Raw genomic sequence first — 13290 nt, forward strand, 5'->3', positions numbered from 1 at the left:
TGTCCGGCCGACAGTCTTGGCCGTGATCATGGCACTACTTGCCGCCGCGTTATCGGTCTTCGCAGTCCCGACGGCGAATGCAGCCGCACCGTGCACGGCCCCGATCGTGAGCAAAGTAGCCTGCGAAAACACCCAGCCGGGCAACCCGGCGTCTGAGTGGCAGGTCGCCGGTGCCGGCAGCAGCACGATCCAGGGCTATGCCACGTCCATGAGCGTCAACATTGGCGACACCGTGAAATTCAAGGTCAAGACGCCGTCCACGTCGTATCACATCGATGTATACCGCCTTGGGTACTACCAGGGGCTGGGCGCCCGCAAGATCGCGGCCAACGTGCTCCCGAGCGCTGCACTTCCGCAGACCCAGCCGGCGTGCGCGACGTTCTCCGCCACCGGCCTGATCGACTGCGGCAACTGGGGCGTTTCGGCCAGTTGGCAGGTTCCGGCGTCAGCCGTGTCCGGCGTGTATATCGCACGGCTCGTACGCAATGATGCCACCGGCGTCAGCGTCGTTCCTTTTGTGGTCCGCGACGACGCCGCTCACTCAGACGTCATGTTCCAGACCTCGGATACGACGTGGCAGGCCTACAACAGCTACGGGGGGAACAGCCTCTACGCCTGCACGGTGTCATGCCCACCCGGCAGCCCGCTGGCTTACAAGGCCGCGTTCAAGGTCTCCTACAACAGGCCATTTTCGACTGCGGGGGATGCTCAAGGGCAGAACTGGCTGATGTATGCCGAATATCCCATGATCCGGTTCATGGAGGCCAACGGCTACGACGTGAGCTATATGAGCGGTCTTGACGTCGCCACCAAGGGGCCATTGCTCCTGAACCACAAGTCATTCATGTCCGTGGGCCACGACGAATACTGGTCTGCGGACCAACGGACCAATGTGGAAGCCGCCCGGGACGCCGGGGTTCATCTTGCCTTCTTCAGCGGCAATGAGGCCTTCTGGAAGACCCGTTGGGAACCCAGCTCCGACGGGACGGGTACGCCGGGACGGACCCTGGTGTCGTACAAAGACACGCACTTCAATGCCCCTACAGACCCGGTCGCGTGGACCGGCACCTGGCGCGACCCGCGTTACGGAACTGCGACGGGCGGCGGCAACCCAGAGAACGCCTTGACCGGACAATTCTTCCTGGTCAACTCCGGCACCACCGATATCACCGTTCCCGCCAGTTTTGGCAAGTTGCGGCTGTGGAGGAACACGACGATTGCCGGGCTGTCCGCGGGAACCACGGCCACTTTGGGCGCCGGGTTGGGCACGCTTGGCTACGAATGGGACTCCGATTCGGATAACGGCTTCAGACCCGCCGGATCCTTTAAGTTGTCTCAAACCACCAGCACGACGGCTGAAGTCTTCACCGACTATGGATCCACCACAAAGAATCCTGGCACAGCGACTCACAACCTCACGACCTACAAAGCGGCTAGCGGCGCCTTGGTCTTCGGCGCTGGCACAGTGCAGTGGTCCTGGGGACTCGACGGCTACACGACTGGAAAAGCCGTGGACAAGAACATGCAGCAGGCCACCATCAATCTCTTCGCTGACATGGGAACCCAGCCGGTGACCATCATCGCCGGACTGACGCCGGCCGTGGCGTCAACGGATACCACGGCGCCGACGTCGAGGATTACGTCTCCTGCGGGAGGCGCCACAATAGCTGATGGCACGGTCGTGACCATCAGCGGCACCGCTGCGGACACCGGTGGCGTCGTGGCGGGCGTCGAGATATCCACCGATGGCGGCAAGACCTGGCGCCCCGCCACGGGAACCACAAGCTGGACCTATCAGTGGATTGCACACGGAAACCCGACGTCGACCCTGCAGTCTCGGGCAGTGGACGACAGCGGCAACCTTGAGTCTCCAGCCCCAGGATCTGTTACTAACATTTCGTGCCCGTGCTCACTGGTCGGCGTGAATGTCGCCCCGGCGGCGGCGGACTCCGGTGATGGGTCCGGCGTCGAGGTCGGCGCGAAGTTCTACACGGATGTCGCCGGAACCATCAGCGCCGTGCGATTCTACAAGGCCGCGAAGAACACCGGCACACATGTGGGGAATGTCTGGAACATGTCCGGGCAGCGCCTAGCCACTGCCACCTTCACCGGAGAGTCGTCCACAGGGTGGCAAACCGTCAGCTTGTCGCCGGCCCTTGCTGTTGCAGCCAACACCATGTACGTGGTTTCCTACTATGCGCCTGCCGGCCACTATTCCCAAGACGAGGGATTCTTCTATAACCACCCGTCTCCGCCACCGGCGGGGAACGGCAGCACGGACAGCGCCCCTCTGCATTTCACCCGCAGCCTTCCTGGCACCCCCAATGGGTTCTTTCGGTACGGCACGTCGTCGACCTTTCCCAACCAGATCTACGACGCGGAGTACTACTGGGTGGATGCTGCCTTTAGCCCGTCCGCTCCGGCGGCGCCGGCTGTTTCGTCGGTGTCTCCGGCGAGCGGCGCGACGGGTGTGGATGTGGGCGTGAAGCCGGCGGCGACGTTCAATCAGGCGGTGACGGCGTCCTCGGTGGTATTCACGCTCAAGGATTCAGCCAATTCGTCCGTTGCCGGGACGGTTTCCTACGATTCGGCGAGCAAAACTGCGGCGTTCACGCCGGGAAGTTCCCTGGCGTACGGCACGACGTATACGGCTACCGTCAGCGGGGCCACGAACGCCACGGGCCAGACCATGGCGGCACCGTATTCCTGGACATTCACCACGGCCGCGGCACCGACGGCGCCGGCTGTTTCGTCGGTGTCTCCGGCGAGCGGTGCGACGGGTGTGGATGTGGGCGTGAAGCCGGCGGCGACGTTCAATCAGGCGGTGACGGCGTCGTCCGTGGTGTTCAGCCTGAAGGACAGCGGCGGCAATGCGGTGGCTGGTACGGTTTCCTACGATTCGGCCAGCACTACAGCGGTGTTCACGCCGGGAAGTTCCCTGGCGGACGGCACGACGTATACGGCTACTGTCAGCGGGGCCACGAACGCCACGGGCCAGACCATGGCGGCACCGTATTCCTGGACATTCACCACGGCCGCGGCTCCGGCGGCGCCGGCTGTTTCGTCGGTGTCTCCGGCGAGCGGCGCGACGGGTGTGGATGTGGGCGTGAAGCCGGCGGCGACGTTCAATCAGGCGGTGACGGCGTCCTCGGTGGTATTCACGCTCAAGGATTCAGCCAATTCGTCCGTTGCCGGGACGGTTTCCTACGATTCGGCCAGCACTACAGCGGCGTTCACGCCGGGAAGTTCCCTGGCGTACGGCACGACGTATACGGCTACCGTCAGCGGGGCCACGAACGCCACGGGCCAGACCATGGCGGCACCGTATTCCTGGACATTCACCACGGCCGCGGCACCGACGGCGCCGGCTGTTTCGTCGGTGTCTCCGGCGAGCGGTGCGACGGGTGTGGATGTGGGCGTGAAGCCGGCGGCGACGTTCAATCAGGCGGTGACGGCGTCGTCCGTGGTGTTCAGCCTGAAGGACAGCGGCGGCAATGCGGTGGCTGGTACGGTTTCCTACGATTCGGCCAGCACTACAGCGGTGTTCACGCCGGGAAGTTCCCTGGCGTACGGCACGACGTATACGGCTACTGTCAGCGGGGCCACGAACGCCACGGGCCAGACCATGACGGCTTACGCGTGGCCATTTACCACAGCCGCGGCGCAGGCGGGTTGCCCGTGCAGTGTGTTCAGTGCCAAATCGGTGCCGTCCACCGTCACGGTCAACGACGCTAACGCTGTGGAACTGGGCATGAAGTTCCGTTCCGACGTGGCCGGGACTGTCACGGGTGTCCGGTTCTACAAGGGAAGCAGCAATACCGGGACCCATACCGGCCATCTGTGGTCCGCCTCCGGGACGTTGCTGGCCTCGGTGACGTTCTCGGGTGAAACCGCCTCCGGCTGGCAGCAGGCTACATTCTCCAGTCCGGTGGCCATCACGGCCAACACCACCTATGTGGTTTCCTACCAGGCCCCGAACGGGTTCTATTCGGCTAACGGAGGCTACTTCAGCAGTGCTGCGGACACCCCTCCGCTGCACGGCCTGGCCAGCGGGACCGACGGCTCCAACGGCGTCTACAGCTATGGAGCCACTGCGTTCCCCAACAACAGCTACAACAACACCAACTACTGGGTCGACGTCATCTTCAACGCAACAGGACCCGCAATTTCATCAGTTGGTCCGGCGAGCGGTGCGACGGGTGTGGATGTGGGCGTGAAGCCGGCGGCGACGTTCAATCAGGCGGTGACGGCGTCGTCCGTGGTGTTCAGCCTGAAGGACAGCGGCGGCAATGCGGTGGCTGGTACGGTTTCCTACGATTCGGCCAGCACTACAGCGGTGTTCACGCCGGGAAGTTCCCTGGCGTACGGCACGACGTATACGGCTACTGTCAGCGGGGCCACGAACGCCACGGGCCAGACCATGGCGGCACCGTATTCCTGGACATTCACCACAGCTGTCGCGCAGGCGGGTTGCCCGTGCAGTGTGTTCAGTTCGACTTCGGTGCCGTCCACCGTCACGGTCAACGACGCTAACGCTGTGGAACTGGGCATGAAGTTCCGTTCCGACGTGGCCGGGACTGTCACGGGTGTCCGGTTCTACAAGGGAAGCAGCAATACCGGGACCCATACCGGCCATCTGTGGTCCGCCTCCGGGACGTTGCTGGCCTCGGTGACGTTCTCGGGTGAAACCGCCTCCGGCTGGCAGCAGGCTACATTCTCCAGTCCGGTGGCCATCACGGCCAACACCACCTATGTGGTTTCCTACCAGGCCCCGAACGGGTTCTATTCGGCTAACGGAGGCTACTTCAGCAGTGCTGCGGACACCCCTCCGCTGCACGGCCTGGCCAGCGGGACCGACGGCTCCAACGGCGTCTACAGCTATGGAGCCACTGCGTTCCCCAACAACAGCTACAACAACACCAACTACTGGGTCGACGTCATCTTCAACCGCTAGATGAATGGAGACCGTGCCCACTCAGCCGTGGTTCAGCCCCCGGCTGAGTGGGCATCCCAGGATTCGTTTTGCGGAGGAGCTCCCGTTTGGGGCATGGGGGACTCTCCAGCGCCACCGCCGGTGGTCGTCCACGATGGGACCACCGGTCGCTTTGGTCAGGATCTGCGGGTCAGGCCTTCGCCGTCCGGACGGCACTCGCCGCCGACACTGACGCCTCTGACGACGAGGATCCTGAATGCTTTCGACCGGCGGCACACGGTTCGGTAGAGCTTTTGGGTTCCCGCCCGTCCGTCAGCCTTCAACCAGGGTCTGGGGTTCCGCTTTCACCGCGGTGGAGTCATCGACCGCTAAGATCTCCGCCAGCCGGCCCGCAGGAGCATCGCTGGGCCCAGGGGTTGTCCGATGCGGCGCCCGTAGACCACGTCCAAGACCTGGCCGGTGTCCTGGTCCACGATCCTTGTCGCCCCGACTCTTCATGGTTCGTGGAACGGGTACTCTAGGGGACCGGCAACGGGGATGTCGCGGATCCTTCGACGCGGTGGTCCTTCCGCCGCGAATCCGCGACACGCAGGTGTGGCACCCCGCGCTGGCTCAACTGTTTCGACAATGACCTGGCCGCGTCCGCCGGCCGGCAGGCTGCCGGAAATGACACGGTCGTCGGGAACGTTGATGCGGTGGTGCCAACGTCAGAGCGCGGCCCTTTTTCACGTATGCCACGGAATCAATTCCCCCACCAGTAAGAACCGGGTTACATCGACCGGTCCCGTGCCACCGCCGCGCGCCGGGAACGACCGGAGCGACATGAGCTGCTGTGTAAGGAGTCGTCGCGGCAGGCCCCGATTCCCAGAGACGCCGCGCTAGAACGACACTTTGTAGGTGTGATGAGAATATTCGCCGGCAAAGGTGTCGCTGAATGCATTACCCGAAACCGGCAGCGTCCGGTTCTCCCCGACGACTTCCACAGTCGACCCAGTGACTCCCGGCGGGAGGACGAAGTGCTTAAGACCCGGAGACTGACCCAGACCGATATCCGCAAAGATATATGCCGATCCTGCGTAAGCCTTAAGCATTGTATTCGTCGTGTCGTTGAAGCTAAATTGATACGACTGGGTGTTGATCACAGGGGCAAGTGACTGGACGCCGGCGTTAATCTTCCTGATTTCGTCTAGCCTGGCCTGATCACAGTCGACCAAAGAATAAAATCCACACGTCGAACCGTTATTGTGCTGAAAATAGGCCAATCCACGGGCTTCGTGAATGATAGCGGACCAAACTGCCCCCTCGATTTGCGTCGGGGTGATTGTTAGGGATCCGGGATCATTGAGCAGAGGCATGGCCGCCTCGATGAAGACCCAATTGGGGTGGACTCCGACAGGATTCTGATAGGCCCGGAGTCGATCCGCCAACCACCCGTATGAAGCGGCCGCCACCGGATTTGCTCCGACCGGCCAGTGAGACGATTGGAGCATCTGGTTGTCGACAAATGGACTGGTGTACGCGTACTTGTCTACGCTGGCCACATCGACGAGGTTCACTAGTTCCGCCATGGAACCTTGGGCCCAGTAGGTGTCCAAGACGCCGTTCGAATAGTTTGCCATTGTGAAGCGGCCGTCGCCAAAGGCGTGAACCCGATCTACCTTATTTCTCTGATCTACGAGGTTTTCTTTCGCATTTGCGCCCGTGCACCCCACACCAATATCACATTCGTCGGATATGAACCAAGCAACCGTGTTGGAATCACTTCCGATTTCGGTTTGCGTCCATTCATCCTGCGCAATGACAAAGACGCCTTGATTCGTAATCATGGAAATCGGTGAGCCGTCATGTTCGGCGCCCATGTAGGTGTTGATGCCAATGGACTTCAGTTCCGCAGCGTGCTCCGGCTTTCCCATGAATACAGATATGGGGAAGAATCCTGGATCAGTCCATCGTGCGGCATTTGCCTTTGGGAACTTGCTCCAGTAGGCCGGACCACCCTCCCAAGGAATCGTCGGAAGGCTTGCGAGCGGGTTAGGCGGTTCAGTGACGCCGGCCCCGATCGCATTAGGCGCGAATCCTACTTGCCCCATCCCCGGAGTTGTTACGCCGATCAGGGTGGCCGTCAGCGTCAGACCGACGGCCGCCCACACTCCGAAGAGGCTGCTGCGGTGCCTCTTATTACTGGAAAGCTTTGGGTGAGCAATTTTTGGCATGAGAACTCCACACTATTCTTTAGTTGAATCTAAAACTCGGCGTGCCGTTGAATATTTTGCGGTCCTGACTCCAATAGCGGGGTCCGTTGTCCCGCCGAATTTTGCTCCGAAGCACGGGAAGGTTCACGATTTTCGGCAAGCGCCGGATATTTCACGGAACGGGCGCGGCGCCTCATGCCAAGCCGCGCATGGTCGTTTTGCCTCCAGCTCGCTTCGGGGGATTCCTCTCCCACGCTAGTTGCACGAACCATGCGTGCGAGGACTTCCCCGCTTCGCCGGTAGTTGAATGAAGCCTGCACGCGGCGGTGCCCCGCTTCGCTGAGGTTCCGGGCCAGAGTTGGACCATGCATGACGTGGAGGACGGCCTCTGCCAGCACATCCGGATTGCCAGGGTCGACGAGCAAGCCGCTGACCTTGTCCTCGACCAGTTCTGCCACCCCACCGGCATTCGTCGAAACGACGGGGACCCCCATGGACATCGCTTCCATGATGGCCACGCCGAGCGGCTCGGCGTGGCTGGCCAAGGCGAACACATGTGCTCGACTAAGTTCACTCTTGACCGACACCGCTGATACGGCTCCGAGCAGACGGACGCGATCGCTGATGCCAAGCGCTATCGTCAGTCGTTCGAGGTCCTGACGATAGCCGTTCCCTCCCGCGTCGTCCTCGCCCGCTATTGTCAACTGCACGTCCGCGCCGCTCCGCACCATCGTGTCCACGGCACCCATGAGAACATCGTGGCCTTTGCTGGGATTCAGGCGACCGCATGAGAATATCCTGAACGGTTCCTGACCCGACCAAGGCACATAGGGTTCGTCCCTGCTGAACTCCTGCACATCCACGCCCATCGGCGTGACTTCAATGGTCCCGGGGAGCGAAGACCCGAGTGACGTCCTAATCTCGCGACGTAACCGCTCAGTGATGACTATTGCAAACGCCGCGCGGTTCCATTTCAAGCGCTGATTGTCTCCGTAGTCGCTCAGCGGTCCGTGGAGCGTCAGGCTGTAAGGTAAGCCGCTGAGCAAATTTGCATACATGGCAACGTATGCGGAGTTTCCACACGAGTGAACGTGGACGTGCTCCCACTCCATTTCACGTGCGACGGATGCGATCCGTGCTCCCATCATCACCCACCCGATTTGGGTCGCAAAGGCCTGGAACCGGCCACCGGGGCCTTTGGACTGCGCCCCTCCATTGGCTGCCAGGCTGGCCACCCGAACTGCGCCCGCGAGAGATCGCGGGGGCGTGCGGAGAAATTCGCCCACGGTTGCCATGACGGCAGAAATGGACAATGGAGCCAAGTAGGTTGTGAGCTCCTGTGCCGTGGCCGCCCACTCCTGGCCCGCACATCGACCTGCGGGACGTCGTGTGGAAACCACATCCGGAGAAACGTCAAGTTGCCGCAGCACGCCGAGCTCTCGCCAGAAGAAGCTGTGCGTCTGTCCCGGGAATTCAGGGACGAGGTAGCCAAGCCGTACATTGCCGCTGAGACGATGCCCGCTCATTTTGCGAGCTCGGAGAGTCGCTGGGCGTCATCCGAGCCCGCTTGTTGGGCTCCGGGCGATTCAGGAGCGAACTCATGGCGGCCACTCTTCATGGATGGCTCTTGGGGATCCGAATCCTGCGGGGGTTTGGCCTTCCTTCGGACTCTCCTTTTCCTAACAGCATCCGGCAGCTCTCCTCCCTGGGAAGTGCGTCGATTGCGGGACACCGAGACCGATCGGGCGATCGAGACGGAACCAAACATGAGCACCACTCCGGCCAGGAATATTGCAATGACGGACCGGAGCCTGCTGGAGAATTGTTCCGTGGCCTTATCAGGAGACGCCACGACGATCGAGGTGAAAAGATACGTATCGTCAGCACCATTGATCTTTTGCGCGTCGTAGAGATCTTTCTCGAGCATTTCCCCCAGGGCTCGAGTCGTCGCAAATGACTTTCCCGGAGTTTCAGCGGTCCCGGTGATGTCGACCAGGAATCCATTGACCCCGCCAACGCCGCGACTGACAGTGTAGTCGGAACTGAGCCCCTGTTCCTTCAGCCTATCGGCGGTGGAACTGTCATTGAGTCGAGTGAGGAGGACTTGAACGATTAGTGACGGATCCGAGGAGCGGAGGTACGGGTTCTTCTTGTTGAGCTGCTCCAGGGCCGGATTATTTTCAATCTCCTGCTGCGTTGGGACGTCCGGATTTATCAAAGCGTAAGTAGTAGAGGATTCATAGGATCGGGGAGCAAATTCGAATATGTATATGGCTGCGGCAAAAGTCAGTAGCAGTATGGGCAGGGAAACGAATCGGTGGTGCCATAGTGTTTTCAAGACTGCTATCGGATCCATGGCTGCCCTCCCAGTAACTTATGACCGTCAGTTTTAAATTCTTCGATTCCTGCTTGTTTGCTGCTGGTCGAGATATCGGCCTCGATACCTTTCTTTGTCATTATCCATACAGCTCCACCTAAGCCGACTAGAACCGGATAGGTGAGGGCAAAAATGGGGAAAGACAGAGAATCGAATGTGAGGGAGCATATGCCTGCAACGAGTGCTCCGGCGCCCACGGCCCCAGCCAACGACTTCAGTTGGGGGTTCGGTGCGGCCCGCGCTGCCATTATTGTGGTCGCGCCCGGAACAAGGAGATAGATCGAGACCGCAAGAAGGCCCACGAGGCCTAGGGTCACAGCTGCGTTCAAGTACTCGTTATCAAGAATGTGGATTGCGCTGTCAGCTTGGTAATTTCCTGGACCCGCACCAAGCCACGGTCGCTCTGCCACCATGGACTCGACCCGGGGATAGTTGTTTGTCCGGGTGGAAATTGAAGGATCCGAGTTCGAAGAAGTGACCGTCTCAGTGAGGGTGGTGATTAGCCCAGGCACACTGAGAAATAGGCCGGCAAGGGCCACCGGAGACGCAAGTAGCGCCCAGGTGCGGGGAATTTTTGGAAGGAAAGGTATGAATACTGAGAGTCCAACCATGAGACCAAGGACTCCGGATCGCGAGACCGTTGATGCGATCGCAAATACCAAGAGCATGGTGCCCAGCAACTTGAAACCGATCCATCCCCGTCGATCGTATATCAAACGCCAGATAGACAGCGGCAGGAGCATAGCGGCAACTACGGCCAGTTCTATGGAGTGGAAGGTGCTACCCGCAACGCGCAAGAGCGCACCCCGTGCCTGAAATGGGGTGTCCCCTCCGTTGTAACTAAACCCGGGCATGACGTACTGGAACCACTCCATGGGGTTGATGTGAAGGAAGAACTGGACAATAGCAACCAGGCAGCAGAAGAGTGCTCCCGACAGTAGGGCTCGAGTGAGTACCATGGCGTCGTCAAGCGTGCGGACGACTTCGCCAATAACGAGGACTATGCCGGCGGTGGCCATCAAAAGGATCAGCCAACGATCGGCGGAAGAACGGGCTGCCTCGGTGCTGGCACCGGAGATGCCAGCGTAAAGGGCCGAATAGGAGGCGCATATCCCTAGAAACAAGGCCGTCAAACTGACTCGTCCAGGATGCCGGAACGCCACGGGATCGTGAAGACCAAAAAGTACGGAGCAGATCCAAAGGACGAAGATGAGCGTTCCCAAGAGCATCGGCACGGTGCCGGCTGCACCGACGGGCTTTATCACCATGGATGATGGAAAGAAAAAGATGCAGAAGGCAACCGCTCGAACAAGTGGGGGCACGCTTCGTCCCTTTGTTGCTCCGGCTACGGGTCCGATCGGCAGGATAGGGCTACGGACGGCATGGCTACGACCCATGATAGAAGATCGCGTCAGGGCCAAGCGATGCCAGGTCATGAGCCCACCCCTGTTGCGTCGTACAGGGCCTGACGCGTGGAGGGTGGACTGCAGACCCGTTCGATTTCCTGACAAACAAGCGTTGACGGTTTGCACCAGTCCTTGCGAACGGTTTCAGCCAGGAGCTGGGCGCGGCCGTCGACATCCGTGGCGGTAACAGCAGAAGACAGGCCGTCGGCAATTGCCGAGGGCGTGGCTGGCGCCCAGATTGCGTGAGGAGCGGATAGGTCGGCTCGGGAGAATGGATGGTCGTTCAGGACAGGTACATTCCCGGCAGCCATGAGTTCCTCGGCAACCAAGCTGATGTTGGTGAACGAAAGCGCCAGGCTCGCAATTGTCTGGTTGTACAGCACATTTAGCTCGGTGGGGCTCAAGGACCCATGATTCGTAACGGGGAATGGCCAGCCGGAGACGGTGTCTCCGAAGATATGAATTTCTTGCTCCGGGTGCCGACGATGAAAGTCCTCCAGCGCCAGCTTGGCCAGAAGATATCCCCTCCGGTCAACGGTCCTTTTCGCATAGTAGACGATGCCAGCCCGTGGCGTTGCGGCAGCGTCGCGGGGGAGAATCTTGTAGTCGCTTGTATCGCAGCCGAACGGAACGATGGCATCGGCCGCGATTCCCAGTTCGTGCAACAGCCTGGATGCCACCATCTCCCCCAGGGCAATGTTTGTGAACCCGAATCTGTACGTCTCTTCGGCGAGAGCATACAAGGCTCCCCGTGGATAGAAGTAAGGTTCGTAATCCTGGATGAAGTAGAAACAGTTCACCGTCGAGGGAGCCCGCTTGGCGACCACATGGGCCGTCCCCCACGAACTGGCGACGAGGGCGTCGATGCCCTCGATTCGCCCTGTGGCACTTCGAATTTCTGCTCTGATTTGGGGCCAGTACCGTCTGATGACCTGTTCATGGCGCGCCACATCGTCGGAGTTCTTGTCGTAAAGGAACAGCGTGCAGACGTGCCCGCGCGCCTCTGCCTCTTCCACCATTCTGAAGAGCGTCGTGTGTCCCCCGGAGCCGGGCCCAGGGGGCGCGCAAACCCATCCGATCCGTAGCGCGGACTCGGCCCGCCAAGTGGGGGCGGTCAAGGAAACGTTTCTTGATTCCATGAGGTCCTCGACACGAACGGGCAAGTCTGCCGTTCCTAAGTCGAGTCGCTGGTTGATCTTATTGGCTGTTCGCCTCCATGCTGCCGTGGCGATTCCACGAGCACCATGGGTCTGTACAAGCCGCCAAAGATCGGTGGCCTGTCGATACGAGAGAGTCACGGGGCACCTCCATCAAACCCGGAGTGGCTTTCTGCAAGGTATTCGGCATAGTCATCCAGCGCGTTCGAACGGACGTCCTCCGGAATACCAGCCTTGGCTGAAATCATCACGGCGAGAACATCGGTTGGACCGGCACGGAGTAACCCACTCAGTTCGGCCGAACTCAGGGCCACTTCGTCCGAATAGCTGATGCTCTTCATGTCCGAAGTTGCCGCCGGCGGGCCGCCCAGAACTTCATCGACGTAAGTTCCGTAGAGCATCATCTCGGAGAAGTGAAGTTGGGCGGCGATGGCCGACTGCCATGCCATGCCGGTGACTTCCTCGATCCTTCCGAGCATGGCACGGACAGTCTCGGCGTCCCAGATGCACGGCCAGCAGATGTAGTCCGTTAGGTTCCCGGCATCGGGCGGCTCCAGACCCAGGAGGCTTCTTGCGGATTCGAGCCACAGGCGATGTCTGGGCAATCCTTCGTGGACCGCCTCAGGCTTGCGATACATGGCCAACTTCCCGTCCTGCTGAAAGGAAGCCAACTCAGTGGGGGCGACTAGGACCATATCGGAGTCTATGAGCAGGACTGCGTCGGCGTCGAGGGTCGCGGCAGTGGAAAGTTTTACCAACTGCTGAGTAATCCAGCCGCGTATTGGTGGCCACGGGCGTTTGATGTTGACCCACAGGTTGACGGCTGGCATTTTCAGCATGTCGGAAGGCAAAAACTCCCCCACATCGTGGATGACTGTTCTGCTGCTGGCTAGCGCTCGGAAAAGCGGTAAGTCCTTTCGAGGTACCACGATGTGGTGCTGAACGTGCTCGGGCATCCAGGCGACAATTGAGCGATTCAGATCCCGGCACAGTTGGTAATCCCTGGCGTAACTGGGCGTCACCACGACCAGTTGGCCGCTTTCAGATTCCATAGCTCCTCCACTCACGCCACCGGATCCTTGACCCTGGAACTTGCTGGCCCGATCTAGGCCGGGCGGCGAATCCACCGGCAATGCTCCCGCTGTCGGCTGCGTCAGGCTGCCGAGGGCAGGCCTGACACGCGCCGAAGGACTCATCCTCGTAAACATCAGCCGGACTGGTGAGC

The 13290-nt window shown here is 60.6% G+C and carries 7 protein-coding genes; 1 reads left to right on the plus strand and 6 read right to left on the minus strand.

Annotated features, from left to right (window positions below; genetic code table 11):
- The first annotated feature begins 28 nt into the window (after positions 1-28).
- Positions 29-4954, plus strand: a complete 4926-nt coding sequence (locus tag ACVWZ7_RS11485; RefSeq protein WP_456509101.1) for a DUF4082 domain-containing protein — start codon at positions 29-31, stop codon at positions 4952-4954.
- Between the two features lie 857 nt (positions 4955-5811).
- On the opposite strand, the gene ACVWZ7_RS11490 is transcribed toward ACVWZ7_RS11485, so the two are convergent.
- The 6 genes from ACVWZ7_RS11490 to ACVWZ7_RS11515 all read right to left on the minus strand — a co-directional run bounded on the left by ACVWZ7_RS11490 (position 5812) and on the right by ACVWZ7_RS11515 (position 13117).
- Positions 5812-7146, minus strand: coding sequence for a hypothetical protein (locus ACVWZ7_RS11490; RefSeq protein ID WP_456507911.1), 1335 nt, complete (start codon positions 7144-7146; stop codon positions 5812-5814).
- A gap of 29 nt (positions 7147-7175) precedes the next feature.
- Positions 7176-8651 carry an exopolysaccharide biosynthesis GT4 family glycosyltransferase EpsE gene (gene epsE / locus ACVWZ7_RS11495; RefSeq protein ID WP_456507912.1) on the minus strand — a complete coding sequence of 492 codons (1476 nt, stop codon included), beginning with the start codon at positions 8649-8651 and terminating at the stop codon, positions 7176-7178.
- Entirely contained in the window at positions 8648-9481 is an 834-nt protein-coding gene (locus tag ACVWZ7_RS11500) for a chain-length determining protein (protein WP_456507913.1), read from the minus strand. The genes epsE and ACVWZ7_RS11500 overlap by 4 nt, the downstream gene beginning before the upstream one ends.
- Positions 9469-10824 (minus strand): O-antigen ligase family protein, encoded by a 1356-nt coding sequence (locus ACVWZ7_RS11505; protein WP_456507914.1) that lies wholly within the window; start codon positions 10822-10824, stop codon positions 9469-9471. The genes ACVWZ7_RS11500 and ACVWZ7_RS11505 overlap by 13 nt, the downstream gene beginning before the upstream one ends.
- 110 nt (positions 10825-10934) lie before the next feature.
- The gene (locus ACVWZ7_RS11510; RefSeq protein ID WP_456507915.1) at positions 10935-11927 is read right to left on the minus strand and encodes a glycosyltransferase family 1 protein; all 993 of its coding nucleotides are present in this window, start codon (positions 11925-11927) and stop codon (positions 10935-10937) included.
- Positions 11928-12202: 275 nt separating this feature from the next.
- Positions 12203-13117, minus strand: a complete 915-nt coding sequence (locus tag ACVWZ7_RS11515; protein WP_456507916.1) for a DUF6492 family protein — start codon at positions 13115-13117, stop codon at positions 12203-12205.
- Positions 13118-13290 lie beyond the last annotated feature (173 nt).

Source organism: Arthrobacter sp. TE12232 (assembly GCF_054062615.1).